Origin of the sequence: Constantimarinum furrinae, from assembly GCF_014295415.1 — a bacterium.
GTDB lineage: Bacteria > Bacteroidota > Bacteroidia > Flavobacteriales > Flavobacteriaceae > Constantimarinum > Constantimarinum furrinae.
Genome location: NZ_CP052909.1, coordinates 2,034,034 through 2,059,641 on the forward strand (window position 1 = coordinate 2,034,034; position 25,608 = coordinate 2,059,641).

The 25,608-nt window shown below is 40.7% G+C and carries 28 protein-coding genes; 10 read left to right on the forward strand and 18 right to left on the reverse strand.

Going from position 1 to position 25,608, the window contains the following annotated elements; genetic code table 11:
* Positions 1-62: 62 nt before the first annotated feature.
* Positions 63-1,517: an aminoacyl-histidine dipeptidase gene (locus ALE3EI_RS09270; RefSeq protein WP_186988015.1), complete on the forward strand. Its 1,455-nt coding sequence runs from the start codon at positions 63-65 to the stop codon at positions 1,515-1,517.
* 50 nt (positions 1,518-1,567) lie between these two features.
* Here ALE3EI_RS09270 and ALE3EI_RS09275 read toward each other — a convergent pair whose 3' ends face one another.
* From ALE3EI_RS09275 to ALE3EI_RS09285, 3 genes are read right to left on the reverse strand one after another with little or no spacing between them, the layout of a single operon-like run.
* Entirely contained in the window at positions 1,568-2,674 is a 1,107-nt protein-coding gene (locus ALE3EI_RS09275) for a peptidylprolyl isomerase (RefSeq protein ID WP_186988017.1), read from the reverse strand.
* 7 nt (positions 2,675-2,681) lie between these two features.
* Complete coding sequence (gene gldI / locus ALE3EI_RS09280) at positions 2,682-3,239, reverse strand: gliding motility-associated peptidyl-prolyl isomerase GldI (protein WP_186988019.1); 558 nt, start codon at positions 3,237-3,239, stop codon at positions 2,682-2,684.
* Positions 3,229-4,251 carry a DHH family phosphoesterase gene (locus ALE3EI_RS09285; RefSeq protein WP_186988021.1) on the reverse strand — a complete coding sequence of 341 codons (1,023 nt, stop codon included), beginning with the start codon at positions 4,249-4,251 and terminating at the stop codon, positions 3,229-3,231. Before ALE3EI_RS09285 ends, gldI begins: the two co-directional genes overlap by 11 nt.
* A gap of 140 nt (positions 4,252-4,391) precedes the next feature.
* On the opposite strand from ALE3EI_RS09285, the gene ALE3EI_RS09290 reads away from it, so the two are divergent.
* Positions 4,392-4,811 (forward strand): nucleoside-diphosphate kinase, encoded by a 420-nt coding sequence (locus tag ALE3EI_RS09290; protein WP_186988023.1) that lies wholly within the window; start codon positions 4,392-4,394, stop codon positions 4,809-4,811.
* A gap of 50 nt (positions 4,812-4,861) precedes the next feature.
* On the opposite strand, the gene ALE3EI_RS09295 is transcribed toward ALE3EI_RS09290, so the two are convergent.
* The 3 genes from ALE3EI_RS09295 to recF are packed head-to-tail and all read right to left on the reverse strand — an operon-like array spanning position 4,862 to position 6,724.
* Complete coding sequence (locus ALE3EI_RS09295; protein WP_186988025.1) at positions 4,862-5,158, reverse strand: DUF721 domain-containing protein; 297 nt, start codon at positions 5,156-5,158, stop codon at positions 4,862-4,864.
* 42 nt (positions 5,159-5,200) lie between these two features.
* Positions 5,201-5,611 carry a lipocalin-like domain-containing protein gene (locus ALE3EI_RS09300; protein WP_233279948.1) on the reverse strand — a complete coding sequence of 137 codons (411 nt, stop codon included), beginning with the start codon at positions 5,609-5,611 and terminating at the stop codon, positions 5,201-5,203.
* Between the two features lie 33 nt (positions 5,612-5,644).
* Entirely contained in the window at positions 5,645-6,724 is a 1,080-nt protein-coding gene (gene recF / locus ALE3EI_RS09305; RefSeq protein ID WP_186988029.1) for a DNA replication/repair protein RecF, read from the reverse strand.
* Positions 6,725-6,872: 148 nt separating this feature from the next.
* Here recF and ALE3EI_RS09310 point away from each other — a divergent pair, with 148 nt between their 5' ends.
* From ALE3EI_RS09310 to ALE3EI_RS09340, 7 genes are all read left to right on the forward strand, one after another.
* Positions 6,873-7,637 carry a tetratricopeptide repeat protein gene (locus ALE3EI_RS09310; RefSeq protein WP_186988031.1) on the forward strand — a complete coding sequence of 255 codons (765 nt, stop codon included), beginning with the start codon at positions 6,873-6,875 and terminating at the stop codon, positions 7,635-7,637.
* 2 nt (positions 7,638-7,639) lie between these two features.
* Positions 7,640-8,137 carry a 6,7-dimethyl-8-ribityllumazine synthase gene (gene ribH, locus ALE3EI_RS09315; protein WP_186988033.1) on the forward strand — a complete coding sequence of 166 codons (498 nt, stop codon included), beginning with the start codon at positions 7,640-7,642 and terminating at the stop codon, positions 8,135-8,137.
* Positions 8,138-8,269: 132 nt separating this feature from the next.
* Positions 8,270-8,560, forward strand: coding sequence for a hypothetical protein (locus ALE3EI_RS09320; protein WP_186988035.1), 291 nt, complete (start codon positions 8,270-8,272; stop codon positions 8,558-8,560).
* 9 nt (positions 8,561-8,569) lie between these two features.
* Positions 8,570-10,417 (forward strand): DNA mismatch repair endonuclease MutL, encoded by a 1,848-nt coding sequence (gene mutL, locus ALE3EI_RS09325; RefSeq protein WP_186988037.1) that lies wholly within the window; start codon positions 8,570-8,572, stop codon positions 10,415-10,417.
* Positions 10,418-11,173, forward strand: a complete 756-nt coding sequence (locus tag ALE3EI_RS09330) for a rhomboid family intramembrane serine protease (protein WP_186988039.1) — start codon at positions 10,418-10,420, stop codon at positions 11,171-11,173.
* A 2-nt stretch (positions 11,174-11,175) separates the two neighbouring features.
* A complete protein-coding gene (locus ALE3EI_RS09335; RefSeq protein WP_186988041.1) occupies positions 11,176-12,048 on the forward strand; it encodes a rhomboid family protein in 873 nt (290 codons plus the stop codon).
* Positions 12,049-12,062: 14 nt separating this feature from the next.
* Entirely contained in the window at positions 12,063-13,094 is a 1,032-nt protein-coding gene (locus tag ALE3EI_RS09340; protein ID WP_186988043.1) for an endonuclease/exonuclease/phosphatase family protein, read from the forward strand.
* Positions 13,095-13,107: 13 nt separating this feature from the next.
* Here the strand turns inward: ALE3EI_RS09340 and ALE3EI_RS09345 are convergent, their stop codons facing one another.
* The 6 genes from ALE3EI_RS09345 to ALE3EI_RS09370 form a co-directional block, all read right to left on the reverse strand.
* The gene (locus ALE3EI_RS09345) at positions 13,108-13,749 is read right to left on the reverse strand and encodes a WbqC family protein (RefSeq protein ID WP_186988044.1); all 642 of its coding nucleotides are present in this window, start codon (positions 13,747-13,749) and stop codon (positions 13,108-13,110) included.
* 142 nt (positions 13,750-13,891) lie between these two features.
* On the reverse strand, positions 13,892-15,472 hold the full coding sequence (gene lepB, locus ALE3EI_RS09350) for a signal peptidase I (protein WP_186988045.1): 1,581 nt from the start codon (positions 15,470-15,472) through the stop codon (positions 13,892-13,894).
* A 114-nt stretch (positions 15,473-15,586) separates the two neighbouring features.
* Positions 15,587-16,291: a 4-hydroxy-tetrahydrodipicolinate reductase gene (dapB, locus tag ALE3EI_RS09355; RefSeq protein ID WP_186988046.1), complete on the reverse strand. Its 705-nt coding sequence runs from the start codon at positions 16,289-16,291 to the stop codon at positions 15,587-15,589.
* Positions 16,288-16,887 carry a DUF5683 domain-containing protein gene (locus tag ALE3EI_RS09360; RefSeq protein WP_186988047.1) on the reverse strand — a complete coding sequence of 200 codons (600 nt, stop codon included), beginning with the start codon at positions 16,885-16,887 and terminating at the stop codon, positions 16,288-16,290. Before ALE3EI_RS09360 ends, dapB begins: the two co-directional genes overlap by 4 nt.
* Positions 16,877-17,776 carry a ParB/RepB/Spo0J family partition protein gene (locus tag ALE3EI_RS09365; RefSeq protein WP_186988048.1) on the reverse strand — a complete coding sequence of 300 codons (900 nt, stop codon included), beginning with the start codon at positions 17,774-17,776 and terminating at the stop codon, positions 16,877-16,879. The genes ALE3EI_RS09360 and ALE3EI_RS09365 overlap by 11 nt, the downstream gene beginning before the upstream one ends.
* 6 nt (positions 17,777-17,782) lie before the next feature.
* On the reverse strand, positions 17,783-18,547 hold the full coding sequence (locus tag ALE3EI_RS09370; protein WP_186988049.1) for a ParA family protein: 765 nt from the start codon (positions 18,545-18,547) through the stop codon (positions 17,783-17,785).
* Between the two features lie 224 nt (positions 18,548-18,771).
* Between ALE3EI_RS09370 and ALE3EI_RS09375 the strand changes: the two genes are divergently transcribed.
* A complete protein-coding gene (locus ALE3EI_RS09375; protein ID WP_186988050.1) occupies positions 18,772-19,935 on the forward strand; it encodes a hypothetical protein in 1,164 nt (387 codons plus the stop codon).
* Positions 19,936-20,094: 159 nt separating this feature from the next.
* Here ALE3EI_RS09375 and ALE3EI_RS09380 read toward each other — a convergent pair whose 3' ends face one another.
* The 6 genes from ALE3EI_RS09380 to ALE3EI_RS09405 all read right to left on the reverse strand — a co-directional run bounded on the left by ALE3EI_RS09380 (position 20,095) and on the right by ALE3EI_RS09405 (position 25,602).
* Positions 20,095-20,976: an SDR family oxidoreductase gene (locus ALE3EI_RS09380; protein ID WP_186988051.1), complete on the reverse strand. Its 882-nt coding sequence runs from the start codon at positions 20,974-20,976 to the stop codon at positions 20,095-20,097.
* Between the two features lie 69 nt (positions 20,977-21,045).
* A complete protein-coding gene (locus ALE3EI_RS09385) occupies positions 21,046-21,576 on the reverse strand; it encodes a GNAT family N-acetyltransferase (protein WP_222614540.1) in 531 nt (176 codons plus the stop codon).
* Positions 21,576-23,714, reverse strand: coding sequence for a methylmalonyl-CoA mutase (gene scpA, locus ALE3EI_RS09390; protein ID WP_186988052.1), 2,139 nt, complete (start codon positions 23,712-23,714; stop codon positions 21,576-21,578). Before scpA ends, ALE3EI_RS09385 begins: the two co-directional genes overlap by 1 nt.
* Positions 23,707-23,892, reverse strand: coding sequence for a hypothetical protein (locus tag ALE3EI_RS09395; RefSeq protein ID WP_186988053.1), 186 nt, complete (start codon positions 23,890-23,892; stop codon positions 23,707-23,709). The genes scpA and ALE3EI_RS09395 overlap by 8 nt, the downstream gene beginning before the upstream one ends.
* Entirely contained in the window at positions 23,889-25,277 is a 1,389-nt protein-coding gene (locus tag ALE3EI_RS09400) for a methylmalonyl-CoA mutase subunit beta (RefSeq protein WP_186988054.1), read from the reverse strand. The genes ALE3EI_RS09395 and ALE3EI_RS09400 overlap by 4 nt, the downstream gene beginning before the upstream one ends.
* Positions 25,270-25,602 carry an FtsB family cell division protein gene (locus ALE3EI_RS09405; protein WP_186988055.1) on the reverse strand — a complete coding sequence of 111 codons (333 nt, stop codon included), beginning with the start codon at positions 25,600-25,602 and terminating at the stop codon, positions 25,270-25,272. Before ALE3EI_RS09405 ends, ALE3EI_RS09400 begins: the two co-directional genes overlap by 8 nt.
* Positions 25,603-25,608 lie beyond the last annotated feature (6 nt).

The window sequence follows — 25,608 nt, forward strand, 5'->3', positions numbered from 1 at the left end:
CCCTGGGTAAAACCTTAATTTTGTGTTCTAATTTTAAAACACCGCAGTTGCGGAATCGGAATATGAACGAAGAAATAAGAAACCTCGAACCAAAAGCGATCTGGAATAATTTTGCAGACCTGAATGCCGTTCCCAGACCTTCAAAAAAAGAAGAACGTGTTATCGCCTTTATGAAGGAATTTGGAGAGACCTTGGGACTTGAAACCATAGTGGATCATATAGGGAATGTGATCATTCGAAAACCGGCAACTCCGGGTATGGAAGACCGGCAAAAAGTTGTTTTGCAATCTCATTTAGATATGGTGCATCAAAAAAACAATGATACACAATTTGATTTCGATACACAGGGGATCGAAATGTACGTGGATGGAGATTGGGTTAGGGCGAAAGGAACGACTCTGGGAGCCGATAACGGCCTAGGTGTGGCTACCATAATGTCTGTATTAGAAAGCAAGGATATGGAACATCCCGAAATTGAAGCCTTATTTACCATAGATGAAGAAACCGGAATGACCGGTGCTATGGAACTTAAGGGCGGTTTGTTGCAAGGCGATATTCTCCTTAATCTGGATACTGAAGAAGACGATGAGATAGGCGTTGGCTGTGCCGGAGGTGTGGATATTACGGCTACCGGAACCTTCAGAAACGTAGAAGTCCCGGAAAATTCATCTGCGTTTAAGATTAATCTTAAAGGACTACAGGGCGGACATAGCGGTATGGATATCATTAAAGGTCTCGGAAATGCAAATAAATTGATGAACCGGGTCCTGAATGCTGTTTCAGATATTGCCGAAGTTTCAGAATTACAGGGAGGAAGTCTTCGGAATGCGATTCCCAGAGAAAGCAACGCGGTCGTTACTGTTTCTTCTTCGGAAGTAACTAATTTTCAGTCTGAAATTAAAAGCATAAGCGATCAGATTGCTGAAGAATATAAGACGCTGGAACCTCAACTAAGTATCACAACTGAATCTGTTCAGCTTCCCGGATCGGTCATGCATTCAGAAGATAAACGGCGATTTATTAAAGCGATGTACGCTGCTCATAACGGGGTTTATAGAATGAGTCCGGCCATCGAAGACCTGGTAGAAACCAGTAATAATATCGCAAAAGTCACTGTGCAAGATGGAAAGATTAAAATTGAGTGTTTAACGCGGTCTTCAGTCGAATCTTCCAAGACAGATCTTTCCAATACCTTGGCTTCCGTATTTGAACTGGCTGGATATGATGTATCCTTTTCGGGAGCGTATCCCGGTTGGGCACCGAACATGGAGAGTCCGATTTTAAAGGTGCTTGACGAATTGTACCAAGAACTGAATGGCGAGAAGGCACATGTGGCCGCCTGTCATGCCGGACTCGAATGTGGAATTCTGGGACAAAATTATCCGAATATGGATATGATCTCCTTTGGACCAACTATAAAAGGAGCACACTCTCCCGATGAACGTGCCAGTATTTCCTCCACTCAGAAATTCTGGACTTTTGTACAGGAAATCCTGAAAAATATTCCGAAAAAATAGTCCATAAAAAAAGCCGCTTAACAAAGCGGCTTTTTTTTTTAATGTTCTTCCTATTCTACAACATCTACAAGTTCCAGCTCAAAGATAAGGTCTGTGTTTCCGGGGACTAGTGGCGGATACCCTCTTTCTCCATAAGCAAGATGTGACGGAATAAATACCGTTATTTTATCTCCAACTCTCATACTGAGTAAGGCTTCTCTGAACCCGGGGATTAATCTTGCTTCGGTGCTGTAATCGGTGGCCGTAGGCTGGTATTGATCTGCTGCTTTTCTGGCTTCATCAACATTCTCGTACTTTTCTGCATGCTCGAGGACATTAGTAGTGAATAACGCACCATTATCGAAATAGCCCGAATAGTTCATAAGTACTTTTCCGCCTTCTGTTGGTTTCGGACCTGTTCCTTCTTCATTAACATAGATCTTTACACCACTTTCTAACGTGGTAGCTTTTTCACGGATCTCAGCAAAATCAACAGCCTTGTCTATAGCTACGCGCTCCAGACGTTCGGCTTTTTCCTTTTTCTCTTTTTCCAGGATCTCCATTTCGGCAGTGAAATTTGGAACTTTGACATTGCCTTTGGTAATTATATTCACTTCTTCCATGATCACAGGATTCACCGGCTTATCTCCTGGCTTGGTGGTTGGAACCATTCCTATGGAATCTACTACCTCCTGACCAATAACAACTTCTCCGAAAATGGTATGCTTGTTATCCAGCCATGGGGTTTCTTTCAGGGTCACAAAAAACTGACTCCCGTTTGTGGTTGGACCCGAATTTGCCATCGATAAGAGTCCTTTTTTAGAATGACGAAGTGTATCGACAAATTCATCCGGAAATCGATATCCCGGGTTTCCGGTTCCGTCTCCTAAAGGATCACCACCCTGAATCATAAAATCCTTGATCACACGGTGAAATATGAGTCCGTCGTAATATCTTTTTCCTTTGTAAACTGAATCCACCATTTGGTTAGTTCCCTGTGCCAAAGAAACAAAGTTCGACACGGTAAGCGGGGTAGCATCGTGATACAGTTTTGCTACGAAGGTTCCTTTATTAGTAATAAACTCGGCATATACACCCTCTTCCAGATCGGGGTACTTGTCCTCACACGCTGTAAAAGCCAGTGTCATTAATAAAAGTAAAAGAGATAATTTTTTCATTTGTTGTTTAATTTTCTTGTGATTGTTCTATTGATTTTAATGAAACAGTACTTTGCACCGGAATATTGGTACCCAATTTATTTTCTAACCCGTAATATCCAAATGCCTTAAAAGAAGGAAACAAAAACGTAATGGTTTCACCTTCTTTCATAAGTTTTAATCCGTCTCTAAGTCCGGAAATTAACTCTTGGTTGGTTTGATCCACTCTATAGGTTTGCAAGCCGTTTTCTTCTTCGGAAACGACAACGTCTCCATCCAGCATTTTAATATCGTAGGTAAACGTAACCACATCGCCAAGTTTAGGAAATACGGTTGCCGTAGTATCTTTTTCTTCATAGTAATACCAGAAACCACTTTCGGATGCGATATATACATTTTTGGTATCCTTCTCGATCAACCGTGCTATTTGTGCCTCTTCTTTTTTGTAGATCTCGATATTTCGTTCAGCAGATTCCTTTATAAAGCTACCTGAATTTTGCTGAACAGGTCTACGGGCTTCCGGACTTTTACAGGAAGCAATTAAAATGCAAAAGCTAAGGAGGGCAAAAAGTAGGTTACGATGCATCAGTGAGCGCTTTTTTATAGTTGGGCAATATACTAATAAATTCAGTAACGGTTTTAGATAAGGGTTGGTTGCTTCTTCCTCCGGCAGCATTTATATGACCCCCACCATTATAATATTCGCGGGCAAATTCATTTACGGAAAAATTACCTTTACTTCGGAATGACATTTTAACCAGTTTATCTTGTTTGTTTTCAATAAATATAACGGCAAATACGATGCCGGTTACAGATAATGCATAGTTCACAAATCCCTCGGTATCGCCTCTTCTAAAATTATGGGTATCCAGTTCTTTTTGCGTAAGTGTGATATATGCCGTGTTATATTCTGAAAGGATAGTGAGGTTTTTTAAAGCAACGCCCAATAATCGAAGTCTGTCGGGCGTATTTGTATCGTATACATTTTGGTGTATTTCTGAATTATTCGCACCCATTTCAATAAGATGTGCAATTACTCGGTGTGTCGTCGCAGTGGTGGAAGGGAACCGGAAAGAACCTGTATCGGTCATAATTCCTGTATACAAATGCGTAGCTACTTCTACACAGAGAATTCCAATTTCGTCTAATGCCTCCAGAAAATGATAGATCATTTCGGAAGTTGAACTCATTGAGGTGTCACTGTAACTCGCAACGGCGTAACTATCGGGTTCCTGATGGTGATCGATCAATACAAATTTGGCAGTGCTGTCTTCCAGAAATTGCTGCATATCGCCCGTACGATCCAACGCATTAAAATCGAGAGTGAAAACAATTTCGGCCTCATTGATCAAGGTCATGCTTTTGTCTGTATCCTTGTCGTGAATTACGATGTCTTCACTACCGGGGAGCCATTTTAAGAAATCGGGAAAATCATTTGGCATGATCACATCACTTTTATGCCCTAAGCGATTTAGAATAAAGGAGAGGGCAAGGCAAGAGCCAACAGCGTCTCCATCAGGGTTTTTATGTCCCACGACTACTGCTCTTTTAGGGGATTCCAGTAGTTTTTTTACGATCTCGGTAGTTTCAGAATTCATCGAGGCAAAGATACAACTTCTCTGCGGGTAACAGAATTTCCGAATCTAATTTTGTATTCAGGAAATGCTATGACATTAAATACGCATTTAGGTTGTATTTGTATTTCAAATGTATATTTTTGCAAAAAATTTAATTACCCATGAGAACCGATAGAACGTTTACTATGTTAAAGCCCGATAGTGTTGAAAAAGGACACATTGGAGCCATTCTTGAAAAAATTACTGCTGCTGGTTTTAAGATCTCGGCAATGAAATTAACGCAAATGACTACTGCCGATGCGAAAGAATTTTATGCGATCCATAAAGAGCGTCCGTTCTTTGGAGAATTGGTAGAATATATGACTCGCGGACCGATAGTGGCTGCCATTCTGGAAAAGGAGAATGCGGTAGAGGATTTCCGTACGCTGATAGGTGCTACAAATCCTGCCGATGCTGCCGAAGGTACCATCCGTAAATTATACGCAGCCTCTATTGGTGAAAACGCGGTTCACGGAAGTGATAGCGATGAAAATGCAGCCATCGAAGGGGCATTTCATTTCGCAGGAAGAGAGATCTTCTAAATAGAAATAAATAATACTATTAAGCCGACTGTGAGAACTGTCGGCTTTTTTTATCGCAGAATGAGTTTTTTAATAAGGTCTTTCTCGAGTTCGGCATTCAATAATCTTATGATCTTTTCTCTGCCATAACTTAATTCTTCACGTAATACCGATGAGCTTAACTGAACGTATAGCGTGTCTCGGTCTAATTTTACATCGGTAGTATACTTGGAGATGGCGTCACCTAAAACACTATGCCAGGCGTCCTTTACAGACACTTTATCCAGCCCTTTTTCCAGACGATTTGAACGAATAAAATCCTTTAATACGTCACCGAGTTTTGAGTGTTCTCCCTGTCTTTTTGCCATTTTTATCGGAATCGAATAATTACATTTAAAGTATGAATGAGCTTACTTAAACTTACGAAATTTGTGGTAGGTATAGCGCTTTCCTTCATGGTTTAACACTTCTAAAAGACTGTCTTTCGCTTTGATCACTGTCTCTTTCCAACTGGCAAACGGGGTTTGATAGTATAACCTGAGACTGTCATTTTCAATTTTTATACTGAAGGCTTCAGCAGTATTTGTAGTGATAAAAGTTCCGTCAAATTGCGGATTCAGTTTTGTTCTCACTCCCATATTTCCTTCGATCTCTATATAATCTATGGTAGTATTAATACTGAAATCCTTTTTCGTTCCATCGGGCATGGTAACATGATGTATCTCCCAATAGCCAGAAAGATGTTCTAATTGTTCTGTTGGGTCCTGTCTTCCGCAGGAAATCATTAACATAGAAAAAATAAGCACTCCTATTTTATACATTTTATTCACTATTCACTTATTACTTATCCTAATCTACAATCTAAACATCTTATAGGTTTGATGAACCTTCCTTACTACTGCTTCGGTACGGTCTGCGTGAGTATCACTGATAAATAATTGTCCGAAATTTTCATCATCTACCAGGGTTATGATCTGCTCTACGCGTTCTTCGTCCAGTTTGTCGAATATATCATCCAGCAGTAAAATAGGCAATACCCCACTTTGATCCTTGATAAAATCGAATTGCGCCAGTTTTAGGGCGATAAGATATGATTTTTGTTGTCCCTGCGAGCCAAATTTTTTGATGGGGTGCCCATCGATCTCAAACAGCAGATCGTCTTTGTGAATTCCAAAATTCGTATACTGTGTGATCTTGTCTTTACCGAGATTATTTTGAAGGAGGGTAAGCAGATTTTCATCCTGTAACTGACTCTTATAAATTAATGATACCTCTTCATTTCCATTGCTTATGGACACATACCGTTTCTTAAAAATTGGCATGAAAATATCAAGAAATTCAGATCGCTTTTGATAGATAATTGAACCGTATTCGTTTAGTTGTGCATTGTATATTTCTAGAGTATCCTGATTAAATGTTGAATTGGCTGCAAAATACTTTAAAAGCGAATTACGCTGCGCCAATGTCTTATTGTAATTGATCAACGTTCTTAAATAACTAGAATCACCTTGAGATATCACGCCGTCCATAAATTTTCGACGGGTATCACTGCCTTCAATAATAAGATCTCGATCTGCCGGAGAGATGATCACCAGCGGTAAAAACCCGATATGTTCGCTGAACTTTTCATAGGGTTTTCCGTTGCGCTTAATGATCTTTTTTTGATTTTTTTTAGCGCTTACAACGATCTTCTCCGCCCGGTCATTCTTCTCATAGGTGCCCTCTACAACAAAGAATTCTTCGCCGTGTTTTATATTCTGACTCGTGATAGGGTTAAAGTAGCTTTTTCCGAAGGATAAGTGGTAAACGGCATCGAGTACATTGGTCTTTCCTACACCATTATTTCCAACAAAACAATTGATCTTTGGATCAAGCTCGAAAGATTCCGTTTCAAAATTTTTATAATTAAGAAGCGAAAGCGATTGTAAGATCATAGTAATGAGGTAGTTGCGTTTTATGTAATTGTGTATTTCTTCTGAAGAAATTCAGAAAATACAGCTTGCAAATTATTGAAAAATAACAAATATTTTCCCTTTTAAATTGTAATAAAAATTTTATTTTTGCGCTTCAACAAAGAAAATTATGGCAACCTACAAGAAAAGAGGACATAAACCCAAAACAAAAGCCGAGAAACAATCTGCGATCGAGGAGAAAAGTACAACGGCAGAAGTGTTCAATACGCTGGATGAAGGTGCATCGAAGACGGAAGCCTGGGTAGAAAAGAACCAGAAGATCATACTGGGCGTGGTTGGTGCTGTCGCTATTTGTGTATTGGGCTATCTTGCATATCAGCAATTTGTTCAAAACCCGAAGGAAGCCGAAGCCATGAACGAAATGTTTCAGGCACAGTCTTATTACGAACAGGCACTTACTTCACCTGCAAAAGATTCACTTTTTACACTTGCGGTAAACGGAGGTGAAGGGAAATACGGATTCGATGAGATCATCGAAAATTACTCCGGAACTGCTGCAGCAAATCTTGCACGTTATTACGCAGGGATGTCATACCTGAATTTACGAAATTATCAGGCAGCCATTGATAATCTGGATGATTATGACGGAGACGATGAAATGTCAGGACCACTGGCTAAAGGAGCCATAGGTGATGCGTTTGTGCAATTAGGCCAAACTGAGGAAGCCTTAAAATATTACGAAGAAGCAGCCAGCATGCGCACTAATGAGGTAACTACGCCAAGATTTTTGCTAAAAGCAGGAATTGCAGCAATAAATCTGAATAAACCCGATGTTGCCTTAAAGCATTTTACCAAGATAGAAGAAGAATATCCAAATTCTCCTGAAGCCGCAAAAGCGGTTATTTATGTAGGAAGAGCAGAAGCAATGCAATAGTCATGGCAACAGCAACGACAAATTTATCGGCTTACGATAAAGCAACGATCCCAAATGCGAAGAACTTTCGGTTTGGGATCGTTGTTTCTGAATGGAATCCTAAGATCACTCAGGGCATGTTTCAAGGTGCCTTTGACGCCATTCTCGATTGTGGCGGAATAAAAGAAAATATTGTTCGCTGGAATGTTCCCGGGAGTTTCGAATTGATCTATGGCTGTAAAAAGATGGCAGAAAGTTTCGATATGTTGGATGCTATTATTGCCATTGGCAGTGTGATTCAGGGGGAAACGAAACATTTCGACTATGTCTGTGAAGCGGTTGCGCAAGGGATAAAAGATCTAAATGTGAACGGAGATATTCCTGTTATATTTTGTGTTCTTACCGATAATACCATGCAACAGGCTATTGACCGCAGCGGTGGTAAACACGGAAATAAAGGCAGCGAAGCCGCCATAGCAGCCATTAAGATGGCACAACTTCGCAAAGAAGCCAAATTCTAAATTTCTTTTATTTTTTCGGAAGTTACCATAGAACATACTGTTGGTTCGGTACGGTAATTGTTTATAAGAAGTCATAGCAATCACTTCAAAAACTACTATATTTTAAGTACATTTGAAGGTAATAACAGTATTATGAAGATCAGTTTTCTAAAACGTACTAAACCCAACAATAGGTATAATTATACACCGCGTTATTACAACGGGAAGGACCATGAGTCCAATCCGTATGATTTCGGAAACAAATTCGACAAATATTACGAAACTTACAACAGAAACGATTATGGGTCGCATTGGCGGGATGCCCGGATGGATCACAGAAATAGAGGAAACGTAGAATTTAACCGTACGGTAATTGTCGTTGCACTCATTCTTATTTTGTTTTTTTTGTGGATCATTGATTTTGACCTTTCAATATTTTTATAAGCCTTTTTAATGGCCGATATCATTCAGCTTTTACCAGATCATGTTGCCAATCAGATCGCTGCAGGAGAGGTCGTACAACGTCCTGCTTCAGTGGTTAAGGAATTGTTGGAGAATGCCATTGATGCCGGTGCTACTACCATTACTTTAGTCATTAAGGATGCCGGGAAAACCCTTGTTCAGGTTACCGATAACGGCTGTGGGATGAGTCCGGTAGACGCCCGTCTTAGTTTTGAACGACACGCAACTTCCAAGATCCGTTCTGCCGAGGATCTTTTTAATTTACATACCAAAGGATTTCGAGGAGAGGCATTGGCTTCTATTGCCGCCATAGCACATGTTGAGCTGAAAACGCGCACCGAAAATGAAGACATTGGCACCAAACTTTCTATCGAAGGTAGTGAGGTGACCGAACAGGTTTCTGAGGTAGTTCCAATAGGCACGACCATTTCAGTAAAAAATCTTTTTTATAATATACCCGCAAGAAGAAATTTTTTAAAGAGCAATCCGGTGGAAACCCGGCATATCATTGACGAATTTCACAGAGTGGCCTTAGCCCACCCAAAAGTATCCTTTTCGATGCTGCACAACGGGAGCGATGTTTTTAATCTGCCTCAAAGTAATTTGCGACAACGCATCGTCAATATCTTTGGAAGTAAAACCAATGAAAAACTGGTTCCGGTAGAAGAGGAGACAGAGATCGTAAAGGTGGACGGGTTTGTTCTAAAGCCACAATTTGCCAGAAAGAGCAGGGGAGAGCAATTCTTTTTTGTAAACGACAGATTTATTAAAAGTCCGTATTTACACCATGCCGTAAACTCAGCTTTCGAAGGTTTGATCAAGGACGGAATGCAACCGGGTTATTTTTTATTTCTTGAAGTTGATCCCAAATCAATCGATATCAATATTCATCCCACCAAGACTGAGATCAAATTCGATGATGAGCATTCCATTTATGCGATGCTTCGGGCGACGGTAAAGCATAGTTTGGGGCAGTTCAGTATTGCACCGGTTTTGGATTTCAATAAGGAATCGGGATTCGATACACCCTACAATTACAGTAAAAAAAATCCTGTTGCGCCCACCATTGAAGTTGATCGTGAGTTTAATCCCTTTCAGAAGGAACCCAGACAGGGAAATATTCAGTTTCCTTATAAAAGAGAAAAAGGAGGGTCCTGGGAATCCCTCTATGTAGGACTTAAATCTGAAACAACCGAAACCCTGGTTGATCTTCACAATATTGAATTTGAAAGTGAAGAGGTGACCGGAAGTTTGTTTTCTTCGGAAGAAACTCAGGAAAATCAGACGACGTTTCAGTTGCAGAACAAATACATCATTAGCCCCATTAAAAGCGGCTTAATGGTCATTCATCAGCATTTGGCACATCAACGAGTGCTGTATGAAGAAATTTTGAAGAATATAACAGTACAGGAAGGTGTGAGTCAGCAGTTATTATTTCCGCTGAAATTACAATTCTCTAAATCCGATATTGAGTTAATTTCAGGTTTAAAGGAACAACTGGAACACACGGGTTTCGTTTTTTCAGAGCAAGAAGAAGATTGGCTACAGGTGGACGGGATCCCTGTTTCAATGACCGAAGGCCGCGTGCAGGAAGTTCTTACTAAGCTTATAAGTGATATAAAAGAGGAGGTGCCCGACGCAAGCTTTAGTTTAAATGACCTTTTGGCAAAAAGTCTGGCGAAAAGTCTGGCAATTAAAACAGGAACCTCTTTAAATTTGGAAGAGCAGATCCATTTGGTTCATCAGTTATTTGCTTGTAAAGAGCCCAGTGTATCGCCCGAAAATAAACCGGTATTAGTTACGTTGGATGTAACAGACCTAGATAAAAGATTTATGTAAATGGGAAGAATCACCGAAACGGTTAAGGTATTAATAATAATCAATGTGCTTGTTTATGCAGGCTCTTTGCTTTCTGCTGATGTAGCCTATCGCTTGTTTTCTCTTTATTATTTTGAAAACCCTAACTTTCAGATTTGGCAGCCCATTACACATATGTTTATGCATGACAGTTCTAATTTCATGCATATACTGTTCAATATGTTCGCGTTGTATATGTTTGGTTCTCCTCTCGAAGCGAGATGGGGAAGGAATAAATTCCTGTTCTTCTACTTTTCGGCCGGACTTGGAGCTGCATTAATACATTCGGCTGTGGGGTACTTTCATGTTCACAGTGGCATTGACGCGTTGATGGCATTGGGCGTTAGCGAAACTGAGGTGTGGAATTTATTGAATGAAACGTTGGTTCCCGGGAGTTACCGAGAAATAACACAGATAGGAATAGAAGAATCGCAACGGTTCTTTAATTCATATAATGTCCCTGCGGTAGGCGCTTCCGGAGCAATCTACGGGGTGTTGGTTGCCTTTGGTATGATGTTCCCGAATGCCGAGCTTATGCTTATTTTCCTACCAATACCAATTAAAGCGAAGTATTTTATCCCCGGTTTGATAGTATTAGATTTGTTTTCAGGACTCACAGGCTTCTCGTTATTTGGACAAAACATAGCAAACTGGGCCCATATAGGTGGGGCGTTATTTGGGTTTATCATGGCCTATTACTGGAAAAAAAATAGTTTCGATAACACACGTTGGTACTGATCATGGCGGCAAACAGCTTACTATATCAATTTAAAACAGCAAATACGGCGATCAAGTTAATTGTTATTAATGCCGCAATATTTTTATTTGTTCGGCTTGTCGCATTCTTTATAGGCGTTAAGCCTATAGCAATTACCGAGTGGTTTGTATTACCCGATGATGTATCGGAGATCATACTCCAGCCATGGGCATTTATCACGTATGCATTCTTGCACTACGATATTTTTCACTTGCTTTTCAATATGTTATTGTTGTATTGGTTTGGAGCAATAATATTGAATTTATTCAGCGGAAAAAGATTCTTAACGGTATACCTTTTGGGTGCGATCTTTGGGGGGCTATTATATGTTGTTTCCTATAATTTGTTTCCGGTATTCGAAAATTCCCGTAGCTATTTATTAGGAGCCTCGGCTGCAGTGATGGCGATCATGGTTTTTATCGCTACCTACAGTCCGAATACACAACTGCGTATCTTTTTCTTTACTGTAAAGTTGTGGCATATCGCGTTGTTTATGCTGTTGTTCGATCTGGTGAGAATGCCGGTTTCAGGAAATGCAGGCGGATTAATAGCGCATCTGGGAGGTGCGATTTTCGGATATGTATACGCGCAACAAATGGCAAAGGGGAACGATATAGGCAAATGGTTTGAGCACGGCATGGATTGGTTTACAAATTTATTCAAACCAAGAAAGAAAAGCCCATTTAAAAAAGTACATCGAACTGTTCATAAAACTAAAACTACGAGCAAAAGTACTGTCGATAAAAATGAGCATCAGCAAAAAGTAGATGCCATATTGGATAAGATTGGTAAAAGTGGTTACGACAGTCTAACGAAAGGTGAAAAGGACTTTTTATTTAAGGCAGGTAAGGACTAACTAAAGCGAATTTCTTGAAACAACTTGGGGCATTTAGTAAGATCGTTTTTTGGACGAATGTGTTTTTTGCACTACTTCTACTTATTTCATTTGTATTACCCTATTTACCGCCTTCAACCTTTCCTACCTTAGCAATTTTGAGTCTCGGTGTTTCCCCATTAATATTGATCAATATTATATTTGCCGTATTTTGGGTGTTTAAATTGAAAAAGCAATTTTTGCTTTCCACCATAGTGCTCGTTATAGCATTCTTTCATTTTAATCCCTTTTTGGAGATCTCCTCGGAAGGCGATACATCACAATACAACGAATTGTTATCGGTAATGAGCTATAACGTTAGATTATTTAACGCCTATGAGGCGAAACCCGATCGAAACGCTGAAGAAGTTCTTTCAGAAATACTTACTACAAAGAAACCCGATGTGCTATCTATTCAAGAGTATTACCGTGAAAGCCAACTTGGGTTTCACGATTATCCTTACCAATACATTCATTATAAGGACGGAAATAATAAACTGGGGCATGCCATATTATCCAAATATCCTATTGTAAACCAAGGAGCATTCGACTTTAAGGATTCTTATAATAATGCACTCTATGCAGATATAGTTAAAGGATCCGATACTATTAGGGTTTACAATTTGCATTTACAATCCTTAGGGATACTTCCCAGACTTGATTATTTACAGGATGGAAATAAGGACAGACTTCGCAAGCGAATGGCCAATGCGTTTAAAAAGCAGGAGTATCAGACTAAAATAATCCTTACCCATAAAGAATCGTCACCCTACCCTGTGATTATAAACGGTGATTTTAATAACACGCCGTTTTCCTATATCTACCGGCGGTTGCAGGACGGTATGAAAGATGGATTTTTGGAGCGGGGCAGCGGACTGGGAACTACGTTTACCTTCGATAGCTATCCAATGCGTATCGATTATATTCTTACTGAAAGTGATTTTGATATTGTGAGATTCGAAACTGTGGACAATTCTTTTTCAGATCATTACCCCGTTTATGCCATACTGGGATGGAACAAGAAATAATGTCATTTAACCCTTATTCCTGTAAACTGATAATCTTTTTGATATCCTGTTCTTCGAGATAATGAAGTGTATTTGGTCCTTCATTAAAAAGTAAGTCGAGTATCGACATATTCGACAAAAAACCATGATCATCTCCAAATACCTGAGTGTAGGGGGTTAGCCCGTAATCGGGTTCTTTTTTAGCCACAATAAGCGATCGCAGATCACCTGTTGATTTATTTTTTTCAAATCGATCTGTCTTGGCAAATGAATCATCAATGCCTATCATTTCGCATATTACCTGATAGATGGCGATGTTGTGATCCAGTAAGTGAGTTACTTTTTGACTGAACAAATGTTCTAGATCATCTTCATAGAACTCAAAGAATGGGGAAGTGCGATAAGCAGTCTGTAGCGACTTCCAGTGTTGTGATTGCCATGGGAAATCATTCTCCACTAATACATCCTTCATTTTTTGTCGCTTACCCGATTTTGAATGCTTTATTGGAATATTTAACTGAAGCACTCCCTGCGTATGCGCAATACAACACCTGTTTCTATACGTTTGTTTCTGGTAATTATCCTCAACTTCAAAAACAACGCTTTCGGCATGTACCACAGCTGCCATTTGTGCTATACATGGAAAATAGGCGGGATGGAGCAAAATTGTATCCAAAAATCTTAAAGGTTTATTTCTACTGTGTTGATTTGTTTAACTGTTTATTTTCAGAATATTGTAAAGCTCAAAACCCATTAGTGATCCCTTCAAGGGCTGTAATTAGAGTACTGTACGCTGCAGATTATAAAGAACAGCAAAATTATGCCTTCTTCTTTTTCTTTTTCTTTCTGAAGTAATCGAACACAAACCAGCCAGCCAAAAGAATAAGGAAATATTTGAAGTATGACACAGGTTCTCCATCACCTCCAACCGTAGTAAACAGCCGTTCCCATCGAATTTTGTTTGCAAGACCCTTGGCGTTACTATCCCAGCTCATCCAGACAAATACAGGTTTTCCAACCACATGATTAAACGGTACATACCCCCAGGTGCGCGCATCTTCACTGTTGTTTCGGTTATCTCCCATCATCCAATAATAGTCCATTTTAAAAGTGTATTCGGTAATGGGATTACCGTTCAGCAATACCTGAGTACCCGATTGGGTGATGGTATTATCGATCCCCATCTCGCTGCCTTCATACACTTCAATGATGCGCTTGTAGAATGGGATGCTTTCAGAATTGATCGCTACCGTTGCCCCCTTTTCAGGGATATAGATAGGTCCGAAAAAGTCGTTATTCCATGAATACCTCCTGTCATTGGGAAAAATACCCGGATTCCATTGTCCTTCAGTGGCACTTGCTCTAACGATAGTATCCAGATTGGGATAGTTCTTGAATTTGGCATATTCCTCATCGGTCATATGCGTGTTAAAAAGTCTGTAGGAAGCCGGATTATCGGCCACATACAAGTCCTTTAAATTGTATTGCTGATAAGCGAATGTGGGATTTAACTGCTGTTTGGTTCTAAAGGAATATCCAAACTGAAGTTTTGCTCTATCGGGTAATTCATTCTGTTTACCGTTAATATAAACGTAGCCATTCTTCACGCTAAGAGAATCTCCGGGCATTCCGACACAGCGTTTTACGTAATTCGATTTTTTGTCAATGGGCTTGTAATAATATTTTCCGTCACCGTATTGCTGAAAGGCATTCACTGTATCCACCGGCCAATTAAATACCACGATGTCGTTTCTTTTTATTTTCTGAAATCCTGGCAGTCTGAAATAGGGTATCTGCGGTTCTGAAGTGTAGGACTTGGTTTTGATAACAGGAATGGTGTCGTGGACCATGGGAAAGGAAACCGGTGTCATTGGTGTTCTCGCTCCGTAATGGAACTTGCTAACGAACAGGAAATCACCTACAAGCAAGGTCTTTTCCAACGATGAGGTAGGAATGGTAAAAGGTTGCATAATATAGGTGTGGACTATTGTAGCTGCCACTACCGCAAATAGAATGGAACTAACCCATTCTCCGGTTCCGGTACGGGGTTTTAGACTGCGATCCTTAATGTAGGTTACCTCCTGAGTATAATTGATGTAGTAGATATACAGACCACATGTGAGAATCACCAAAAAGGTATCGAGAGTACTGTTCTTTCCAAAACTTCTAATGGTTTCTACCCAAACCACGGGAAACATGATCAAATTCACAATGGGCACGAACAGCAGGATCGTCCACCACCACGGACGGTTAATGATCTTCATTAAAATAATACTGTTATACACGGGTACCGCCGCTTCCCAGGCTTGTCTACCGGCTTTTATGTAAAGTTTCCAGGTTCCCAGAAAATGGATCACCTGTATGACGAGAATAAACAATAACCATCCTGTCCAGCTCATAATTTTATTTTTTTCTGAAGAAATACATCTTCACCGTTTTTAAAATTTTTTAGCAGCCTTCACCCCGATGCTGCGCTCCAACTCCCAACTTCCGTCTTCGGTCTTCCGACTCCTTCACTTCAACCCCAGCACATCCTTCATTGAGTAAACGCCTTTCTTGTTTACAAGCCATTCTGCAGCGAGTATGGCTCCCAATGCAAATCCGTCGCGCGTATGTGCCTCATGTTTTATGGAAATCGTATCGATTGTAGATACATAGTCCACGCGATGCGTTCCTTTTACATCTCCTTCTCGAATTGCTTTGATCACAATGGATCGATCATCCTGTTCGTTCAGTTTCCAGTTCTTTAGTTCTTCCGAATGTTTTAAAATTCCTTCAGCGATCGTAATGGCGGTTCCGCTGGGTGCATCTTTCTTTTGCGTATGATGAATCTCTTCGATCTCGGGGATATATTCCTTCCACGGTGCCATTAATTTCGCCAGATATTCGTTCAGGTCGAAAAATAAATTTACACCAACACTAAAGTTGGACGCATAAATAAAGGCTGCGTTACGGGCTTTGCATAATTTTATGATATCATCATATCGATCCAACCAACCCGTTGTTCCGGAAACCACCGGGATACCTTGTTGAAAACAGAGTTTAATATTGCTTACCGCTGCTTCCGGAGTAGAAAACTCTATAGCTACATCGGCATCAGTTAGTAGACCTTCCTCACTGCTTCCGGATTTTGTAAACACGATTTCATGCCCTTTTTCGCTCGCCAGCCGTTCTATGGTTTTACCCATTTTTCCGTAACCCAATAATGCCAGCTTCATTTAAGTTTCAGTTTTAAGGAGAGGCCGTAATTAGCTTCATTATTTATCGAATTCATTTCAAAATTAGGCTCCAGCGTGAGGTCGTCGCTCACATTGTATTGTTTTAAATGTGCATCCACGTTGGCATCGATAATATTCACCAGATAAAATGCCAAAGAGACAATGATGCTTACATCTTTATTTTTTCGGGCACTTTTTTGGGCATCGATCAACCGGTCGTTAGATATGACCGGGGTGTCGCCGTTTCCGAAGAATTCATCATCGGTAAAACCGGCTAGTCTTCTTTTGTAAGCATTTCTGAATCTATCGTAATCTTTATCGTTCTGAACATAAAAATAAACCCCGGAAGCCATTCCAATATAGATAATGGGGATCTTCCAATATTTTTTGTTGTAGGCTTGTCCCAGTCCCGGCAATACCGCCGAATAAAATGCAGCTCTTGAAGGTGCCAGTGGATCGTACGGTTCCTGTAGTCTCAAACTGTCACGCACAACGATCACTTTTTCGTTTTTGGTAACCGTTAGGGTGTCAGAAGTTTGGGCAAACAGCGAACTTGCCAATAATATGAACAGGATGCCTAGAACACTATTTTTCACTTTTAATGAGGTTCAGGATGCGGGTAAGCTCTTCTTTATTTTTGAATGGAACGATCAACTGTCCTTTACCCGATTTAGCAACTTTTACTTCTACTTTGGTATCGAGCAGCGAACTAAGTTCGTTCTTTGCCGATTTTGCAAAGGATGGTAATGTCTTTTTTGCCGAAGTCGTTTTGGTTTCTGAATTTTTTAAGGTACGTACCAAAGCTTCAGTTTCTCTTACCGACAGGGAATCACTCAGGATCTTCTCATAAATATTCAGTTGTTCTGAAGTATCTTCAATATTTATTAAAGCCCTTCCGTGGCCCATGCTAATAAAATTATCCCGCATTCCGGTTTGAATGATGGGATCCAGTTTGAGCAATCGTAAATAATTTGCAATAGTTGAACGGTTCTTGCCCACCCGGTCGCTTAACTCTTCCTGAGTGACATCAATTTCTTCAATAAGTCTCTGGTAGGAAAGTGCAATTTCAATAGGATCAAGATCCTGACGCTGAATATTTTCAACCAAGGCCATTTCCAACGATTCCTGGTCGTTAGCAATTCGAATATAAGCCGGGATGGTCTCTAATCCAATTAATTTTGAAGCTCGGAAACGACGTTCTCCACTAACCAACTGGTATTTGTTGAAATCGAGCTTGCGAACCGTAATGGGTTGTATGACCCCAAGTTCTTTTATAGACGATGCGAGTTCCCGAAGGGTTTCTTCATTAAAACTGGTCCTCGGCTGAAATGGATTTACCTCGATGGTATTCAATTCCAGTTCTACGATACTTCCCACAAGTTTATCGGCATTTTTATCGTTAGCCGATCTAATGTCGTTAGAAGGATCCTTTAACAGCGCTGAAAGTCCTCGTCCAAGGGCCTGTTTTTTCGTTGCTTTCGCCATAAAACCTTATGCGTTTTTTTCAATTAATTCCTGCGCCAAACTTAAGTAATTATTGGCACCTTTACTACCGGCATCATAACTAATGATACTCTCACCGTAACTGGGTGCTTCACTTAAACGAACATTTCTCTGAATGATTGTTTTAAAGACCATCTCGTTAAAGTGCTTTTTGACCTCGTCAACTACCTGATTGGATAGCCTTAAACGCGAATCATACATGGTAAGCAGCAACCCTTCTATATCGAGATTTTGGTTATGGATCTTCTGAACACTTTTTATGGTATTCAGGAGTTTTCCCAGTCCTTCCAGGGCAAAATACTCACACTGTATTGGAATGATCACCGAATCTGCCGCAGTTAATGCATTTAAGGTAAGTAACCCTAACGAGGGAGCACAATCGATCAAAATATAATCATAATCGTCTTTTAAACCCTCAATAGCCTTTTTTAACATCGATTCCCGGTTCTCCTTGTCAACCAATTCAATTTCAATGGCAACCAGATCGATATGTGCGGGAATAACATCCAGATTGGGAGAGTTGGTAGGAATTATGGCAGCTTTAGCCTGTACGGTATGCTCGAGCAATTGGTAAGTTCCCTGTTCAACTGTCTCTACGTCAATTCCCAAGCCCGAAGTAGCATTTGCCTGAGGGTCGGCATCGATCAATAATATCTTCTTTTCTAATACCCCAAGAGAAGCAGCAAGATTTACTGAAGTCGTTGTTTTACCCACTCCTCCTTTTTGGTTGGCAATCGCGATAATTTTACCCATTAATTTCAGACAAATTTTAGCTTTAAAAATACAACTAATTATGCGGATAGAAAATGAAATTTGTTAACAGGAAGTGAACATTTTGGCATTCTCGTATTCTGCTGATCCATGGGTATTTCTGAATGAAATTTCAAGATTAATTTTTAAGTAAATAATGTCGTTCTTCCGAAGTAAATTGAAATAAACTCTTTGTGAATGATTATATTAGCTGAAAAGTTTTTCGCGTGAAACTGAAACGATTTTTCCGATTGAACAATATATTGCTTTTCCTCTTGGTTGCAGCTGTAGTGGGAACAGTATGGTATTACAATCTTTCCAACCGGCATAAGGCGATCGTCAAGACCGAACTGCTTCATGCTTTTAGGATCATTGACAGTGATTGGGAAATTTCGAGAAGAGAAGACATTCTAAAACTGGAATCTCCCGATCTGTTGGTCGATAATATTTATCAGTCCATGGACGGGCCTCAGGCCATCCTGAATTTAAATGTGAATCCGGATGTATCCAACATAAAATGGATCACCGGCTTTAAAGCTGAAGTTTTTAAAGAAGGAACGACTACGCACAATAATGATTTTCTCTGTCACACCAACATCGATTTTTTCGACCCCATACATTATAAAAACCTGAATATGCCCAGGCGTATCAACAGACAGTATCCGCGTTTGGGAACGCTTTCCAACGGCATAAATGAACTTAAATTTCCCGAAGGCTTCGGATTTCCTGCCGCTCAGGACGAAAAATTTATCGTGGCTTCCCGTACCCTGAACCACAATATTGAAGATGCCTTTTTTAAGGTAAAACATCATATTGAATTTTCAATGGAAGAGGGGACTAAACCGTTAAAGCCTCTGGTGCCAAAGGCCTTGGTATTATTGCAGGATTACGACCGGGACGATCCTTACGACCCCGATCATTCAAAAGATCCCAATTTATGTACACCCATCGATCTTAAAAATCATTCGTTTACAAGCAAGGATGGTGTGAAACTTGCGGCACATTGGGTCTTACCCGAAGGGCAGCACCAATACGAATTTGAAGTGACCTACCAGCTAAATTTAAAGGAAGATACACGTATACATGCCATGGCAGCTCACCTGCATCCGCATGCACAATCTTTTTCCATTTTCGATATGACTACCAACGAACTGGTGTATACCTTCAATTGCGAGAATTATGATGAGAAGATCGGACTCAAGCATGTGCCTTCCTATTCGAGTACGGAAGGGCTTCCCTTAATGGCCGATCATCGATATAAATTAATTTTGGTCACAAATAATCCTTCTGATGGATTCCGGGATATGATGGCGGTTTTGTTTGTGTATGTTTATGACAGGGAGATGGATGAACATCTACAGAAAAACAATATGATAGGGATGAAAAATTGAAATCAATTAGGAAAGTGGCAAAGATGCAAAGTAGCAAAGCAACAAAGTAGCAAAGATTTAGATCTGGATTTCTTAAGCTTTATTCTAACTCCTAACTCCTAACTCCTGCCACCTGACTCCCGACTCCCGACTCCTGACTCCTGACTCCTGACTCATTCCTTATTTATTCTTTTTAGCTCGGATCATCATTTCGAGCATATCCCACATTTGCTCGGGGATCTCTTCCAGTAAATTCATTTGTCCGGCACCCTTTAACCATTCCCCTCCATCGATCACGATCACTTCACCATTGAGGTAAGAAGAGAAATCGGATACCAGATAAGCCGCCAGATTCGCAAGTTCCTGATGATCGCCAACACGTTTTAGCGGAACTTTCTTAGCCAGATCGAATTTTTCCTTTAGTTCGCCGGGCAACAATCTGTCCCAGGCTCCTTTGGTTGGGAATGGACCTGGAGCTATCGCGTTAAAACGCATTCCGTATTTTGCCCATTCGACCGCTAGCGATCGGGTCATAGCCAGAACCCCTGCTTTTGCCGTGGCACTGGGCACCACATAGGCCGAGCCGGTAAAGGCATAGGTAGTTACGATATTTAAAACAGTCTTATTGATCTCTTTTTTATCGATCCAGTGTTTTCCGAAGGCAAGGGTACAATTTTTGGTGCCCTTTAAAACGATATCAATGATGGTATCAAAGGCATTGGCAGATAAGCGTTCGGTGGGAGATATAAAGTTCCCGGCAGCATTGTTTAACAGTACATCCACGCTGCCAAATGCTTCTACCGAAGCTTGCACCATAGCTTCAACTTCCTCATAATTTCTTACATCACATTTCACTGGTAATACCTTACCTCCGGTCTGGGCTTCAAGTTCGGTCTTTACGGCTTCCAGCTTCTCCAAATTTCGTGAAGTGATCACCACATTGGCGCCAAGCTCTAAAAAGTAGGTGGTCATAGATTTTCCGAGACCGCTACCACCTCCGGTTACGACTATGGTTTTTCCCTTTAGCGCATCATCACGCAACATTTTTGCTTTTAGATCCATTGAATTTTAGTTTGAAAGGTAAAAATAGGGAAATCGGATTAATTTATTATGCGCGCACAGTAAATTATTCTATTTTATTTTTTTATAGGCAAAGCAATAGGGGATACGGGGATCATCTTTGATCTTGGGGTGAACAAAATTCCCCTGAAATTCCATCCCCAGTTTTTTCATTACATTTTCACTTGCGGTATTGCCCTTTGCCGCGAAGGCATAAACCTGGTTCAGATTAAACTTATTAAATGCGGCGTTTAGACTTGTTTCTGCCGCTTCCGTAGCAAAACCATGTCCCCAGGCAGATCTCTTAAGCCTCCAGCCCATATCCACGCAGGGTGTAAACTCACTTTCCCACAGCTGATTCATCAAACCTGTAAAGCCTATAAATTGGGAGTTGTCTCTTCGTTCTACTGCGAAATACGTATAGCCGTAAGTGTCAAAATGATCTTTAAACCTGTTTATGAGGTCGATTGTCTCTTGGGGCGATGATAGCTTCGGAAAATACCGCATTACTTCAGGATCGCAACACATATCCACAAAAGGCTGAATATCTGAATCTTTCCAATTCCGAAGAATAAGTCTTTCTGAAGTTAATACAGCATCCATTATTCGGCCACCGAATCAATAAGGATCTGAAGCATTTCGATGGCAGCCTCGCTAATTTTAGTACCCGGTCCGTATACGGCAACTGCTCCGGCCTCAAATAAAAACTGATAATCCTGAGCCGGAATAACGCCGCCAACGATCACCATAATGTCTTCGCGTCCGTGTTTTTTTAGCTCTTGTATAACTTCAGGAACCAAGGTCTTGTGTCCGGCAGCCAATGATGAAACACCTAAAATATGAACATCGTTCTCTACTGCCTGCTGGGCTGCTTCCTTTGGGGTTTGAAATAACGGACCAATATCTACATCAAAGCCTACATCGGCATATCCGGTAGCAACCACCTTTGCTCCCCGGTCATGCCCGTCCTGCCCCATTTTTGCGATCATGATACGGGGTCGTCTTCCTTCCAATTCTGCAAATTCGTCGGCTTTTTTTCTGGCTAATTCAAAGGAAGGATCCTTCTTTATTTCTTTGCTGTACACGCCGCTAAAGGATTTAATTTGTGCTTTATATCGACCAAATGAGCTCTCGAGGGCATCACTTATTTCACCTAAGGTCGCTCTTTCCCTGGCCGCTTCAATAGCTAAAGCTAGTAAATTTCCTTCACCCGACTTGGCACTCTCCTTTAATTTTGAAAGGGTCTCATTAACTTTTTCTGAATTGCGTTCTTTTTTTATCCTGTCTAAACGCGCTATTTGTGAGCTTCGGACTTTCTGATTGTCTACATCCAGGATCTGAAGCGGATCTTCCTGTTCCAATCGATATTTATTTACACCCACTATGATGTCTTGTCCGCTGTCAATTCTGGCCTGTTTTCTCGCTGCGGCTTCCTCAATTCGAAGTTTGGGGATCCCTGCTTCTATGGCTTTTGTCATCCCACCCAATTCTTCCACTTCTTCAATTAACGCCCAGGCTTTATTGGCAATCTCGTTAGTTAGGGATTCGACGTAATAACTTCCCGCCCAGGGATCCACTGTTCGGGTGATCTCGGTTTCGTGTTGCAGATACAACTGGGTATTCCTCGCAATGCGTGCCGAAAAATCTGTAGGAAGTGCTATGGCCTCATCCAAAGCATTGGTATGCAAAGACTGTGTACCCCCAAAAGCTGCAGCAGCGGCTTCTATACAAGTCCGGGCCACATTGTTAAACGGATCCTGCTCGGTAAGGCTCCAGCCACTCGTTTGACAGTGCGTTCGCAGGGCCAGGGATTTTTCATTCTTCGGATTAAATTTACTTACGATCTTCGCCCATAGCATACGAGCAGCACGCAGTTTTGCGATCTCCATAAAGTGATTCATCCCAATAGCCCAAAAGAAGGACAGCCGTGGCGCAAAGGTGTCGATATCCATGCCCGCAGCAATCCCGGTTCTAATGTATTCGAGTCCGTCGGCAAGGGTATATGCCAGTTCAATATCGCAGGTAGCACCGGCTTCCTGCATATGATAACCCGAAATAGAAATCGAATTGAATTTCGGCATATTTTGAGCAGTAAATTCGAAAATATCACTAATGATCTTCATGGATGGAGCGGGAGGGTAGATATACGTATTTCGTACCATAAACTCCTTTAAAATATCATTCTGAATGGTCCCGGACAGGGCTTCAGTGGCTACTCCCTGTTCTTCAGCAGCGACTATATAAAATGCCATTATCGGCAAAACCGCCCCGTTCATGGTCATAGAAACACTCATTTTATCAAGCGGAATGTTATCGAACAAAATCTTCATATCCTCAACACTGTCGATCGCTACACCTGCTTTTCCCACATCGCCCACGACCCGGGCATGGTCACTGTCGTATCCTCGATGAGTAGCAAGATCGAAAGCTACCGACAAACCTTTTTGTCCGGCAGCTAAGTTACGTCGATAAAAGGCATTACTTTCTTCTGCTGTCGAGAATCCGGCGTATTGTCTAATAGTCCAGGGTCTGCGTACGTACATTGTCGAGTAGGGGCCACGCAGATTTGGCGCAATTCCGGCAGCAAACGAAAGATGTTCAAGATCTTTACTATCTGAAGCCGAGTAATGCTTCTTAACTTCGATATCTTCGGCAGTGAGTGAAGTGTCCTGAGCTTTCGACTCCCGACTTCCGACTTCCGACTTTTCTAAACTGATATGTTGTAAATTTCTTCTATTCATTTAAAAAAATTCCTATATACCCTAAATACACTCCAAAAAAGATCAATATCAGGGCGGTGACTATAAAAAGGATTCGATAGTAATTCGATCTAGTGAGCTTTTTATATCGCATAAGGAGCCCCATTCCCAAGATGCCAAATACAAAGCCCAATATCACTTCTAAAGCCACTGCGCTCATGCTTCTTCAGTTTTTAATCGTTGTTGTTCCTGTGTTTCAGCGAGGCGTTTTTCTATGATAGGTTGGATAAGGGTTTTTCTTGGTTTTGATTTTACGAAGGGATACAGTTCTAATTCTTGCTTCATAAGATCACTCTTATTGATGTGGTAATTGGTTCCCAGTAGTTTGAGTTCTCCCGAATCGAATTGTTGCTGCTCCCTTGCTGCGCTTTCTTTTATTTTTTTCTGAATAATCCCTTCTTTTAACTGCTGAAGAAATCCGCCACCGGCTTCGATGTTCTTGAATAACTGAAGCGCTTTTTCTGAAAGTTCATCGGTTAGACTTTCAATATAGTAAGCTCCGTCTGAAGGATTTGTAACCAGATCGAAATAACTTTCAGATTTGAGAATGAGCAACTGATTCCGGGCAATACGCTCACCAAATTCATTGCTTTTATGATACACAGCATCATAGGGAAGGCTGCAGATCGAATTGGCGCCGCCCAAAGCAGCGCTCATAGTTTCTGTGGTTGTACGAAGCATGTTCACATTGTAATCGTACAGAGTTTTATTCCGTTTAGAAGGAATACAAACTATATGACAAACTGTATCGACATTGTATTCTTCAGCGAGTACTGAAAATAATTTTCGCAGGGAACGAATTTTTGCGATCTCGAAAAAATAGTTGGAACCCACGGCAAGTTTAAAGTGTATCGATACCGGAGGAACTTGACCTGAATCGAGTTCAGTAGTAAAATGATTTAGATATTCATTGGCATGCGCTAAGGCATAGGCCAATTGCTGAACCATATTGGCGCCTGCATTTTGATATATGGTAGTATCTACGGACAAAAGATTCTTGGTTGGCATTTTAGCCCACAGCTTACCTAAGATGTCATGATCTGTTTTCAAATTGTGAAACCAGTTGCCGGTTCGAGCCAGATGGCCAATGGGATCCAGATTGTAATATACTGTCGCTTTTTTATCGGCGAGAAAGTCGTTCAATGACAGGATAAAGGCTTCAGAAAGGAAATTCAGCTCAAAATAGATATTGCATTGATCATACGGAAAATCAAGAAATAATTTTTCCGAAGAAAACTCCTTTTCCGAAGAAAAAATAATAGCCTCCGCACCTCTATCTACTGCGTCCACAGCAATCTTATTGGCAATAGCCTCATCGTCCACAAAGATCTGCTGAGTGATATTCCATGAGGCGGGTTGTCCGGGAATGGGTTCAAATTCACCCGAAAACTCATCGGGATGATAAAAGGGTTTGACATGAATGCCCTCCGGACTTTGCCAGACCAGAGTTTCGTTATAATCGGCACCTTTCAGGTCGTATTGTATCTTTTGTTTCCATTGTTTGGAAGAAACTTCGTCAAATATTTTAAAAAGCGACTCACTCATTGTTCTTCTTTTTAAGGCTGTCTTCGTGTTCGATTATAAAGATATCTTCGTTCTCTTTTTTAAGATAATACTTTTCACGTGCAAATTTCTCAACTTCATCGCTGTCGGACATCTTTTCAATAAAGGCCTTATCCTTTTCAATTTCGTTTTTATAGAACTCCTTATTATTCTCCAGAGATTCGATGTCGTCGTCCAGTTCTTTATGGATAAGGAATGAATTGGTATCAAAAAAAAGCATCCAGACAATAAATAAGACAAGGATGACGGCATACGTACTACCGAAGATCCTGAACCATTTATTTTTTTTTAATTCTGAAAACTTCACGTTTCT

What these genes read in the sequence shown, in the direction of transcription:
- ALE3EI_RS09270 (WP_186988015.1), top strand. Translation starts at nt 63, where the DNA reads ATGAACGAAGAAATAAGAAACCTCGAACCAAAAGCGATCTGGAATAAT.
- ALE3EI_RS09275 (WP_186988017.1), bottom strand. Translation starts at nt 2,674, where the DNA reads ATGAAAAAATTATCTCTTTTACTTTTATTAATGACACTGGCTTTTACA.
- gldI (WP_186988019.1), bottom strand. Translation starts at nt 3,239, where the DNA reads ATGCATCGTAACCTACTTTTTGCCCTCCTTAGCTTTTGCATTTTAATT.
- ALE3EI_RS09285 (WP_186988021.1), bottom strand. Translation starts at nt 4,251, where the DNA reads ATGAATTCTGAAACTACCGAGATCGTAAAAAAACTACTGGAATCCCCT.
- ALE3EI_RS09290 (WP_186988023.1), top strand. Translation starts at nt 4,392, where the DNA reads ATGAGAACCGATAGAACGTTTACTATGTTAAAGCCCGATAGTGTTGAA.
- ALE3EI_RS09295 (WP_186988025.1), bottom strand. Translation starts at nt 5,158, where the DNA reads ATGGCAAAAAGACAGGGAGAACACTCAAAACTCGGTGACGTATTAAAG.
- ALE3EI_RS09300 (WP_233279948.1), bottom strand. Translation starts at nt 5,611, where the DNA reads ATGTATAAAATAGGAGTGCTTATTTTTTCTATGTTAATGATTTCCTGC.
- recF (WP_186988029.1), bottom strand. Translation starts at nt 6,724, where the DNA reads ATGATCTTACAATCGCTTTCGCTTCTTAATTATAAAAATTTTGAAACG.
- ALE3EI_RS09310 (WP_186988031.1), top strand. Translation starts at nt 6,873, where the DNA reads ATGGCAACCTACAAGAAAAGAGGACATAAACCCAAAACAAAAGCCGAG.
- ribH (WP_186988033.1), top strand. Translation starts at nt 7,640, where the DNA reads ATGGCAACAGCAACGACAAATTTATCGGCTTACGATAAAGCAACGATC.
- ALE3EI_RS09320 (WP_186988035.1), top strand. Translation starts at nt 8,270, where the DNA reads ATGAAGATCAGTTTTCTAAAACGTACTAAACCCAACAATAGGTATAAT.
- mutL (WP_186988037.1), top strand. Translation starts at nt 8,570, where the DNA reads ATGGCCGATATCATTCAGCTTTTACCAGATCATGTTGCCAATCAGATC.
- ALE3EI_RS09330 (WP_186988039.1), top strand. Translation starts at nt 10,418, where the DNA reads ATGGGAAGAATCACCGAAACGGTTAAGGTATTAATAATAATCAATGTG.
- ALE3EI_RS09335 (WP_186988041.1), top strand. Translation starts at nt 11,176, where the DNA reads ATGGCGGCAAACAGCTTACTATATCAATTTAAAACAGCAAATACGGCG.
- lepB (WP_186988045.1), bottom strand. Translation starts at nt 15,472, where the DNA reads ATGAGCTGGACAGGATGGTTATTGTTTATTCTCGTCATACAGGTGATC.
- dapB (WP_186988046.1), bottom strand. Translation starts at nt 16,291, where the DNA reads ATGAAGCTGGCATTATTGGGTTACGGAAAAATGGGTAAAACCATAGAA.
- ALE3EI_RS09365 (WP_186988048.1), bottom strand. Translation starts at nt 17,776, where the DNA reads ATGGCGAAAGCAACGAAAAAACAGGCCCTTGGACGAGGACTTTCAGCG.
- ALE3EI_RS09370 (WP_186988049.1), bottom strand. Translation starts at nt 18,547, where the DNA reads ATGGGTAAAATTATCGCGATTGCCAACCAAAAAGGAGGAGTGGGTAAA.
- ALE3EI_RS09380 (WP_186988051.1), bottom strand. Translation starts at nt 20,976, where the DNA reads ATGGATCTAAAAGCAAAAATGTTGCGTGATGATGCGCTAAAGGGAAAA.
- ALE3EI_RS09385 (WP_222614540.1), bottom strand. Translation starts at nt 21,576, where the DNA reads ATGGATGCTGTATTAACTTCAGAAAGACTTATTCTTCGGAATTGGAAA.
- scpA (WP_186988052.1), bottom strand. Translation starts at nt 23,714, where the DNA reads ATGAATAGAAGAAATTTACAACATATCAGTTTAGAAAAGTCGGAAGTC.
- ALE3EI_RS09395 (WP_186988053.1), bottom strand. Translation starts at nt 23,892, where the DNA reads ATGAGCGCAGTGGCTTTAGAAGTGATATTGGGCTTTGTATTTGGCATC.
- ALE3EI_RS09400 (WP_186988054.1), bottom strand. Translation starts at nt 25,277, where the DNA reads ATGAGTGAGTCGCTTTTTAAAATATTTGACGAAGTTTCTTCCAAACAA.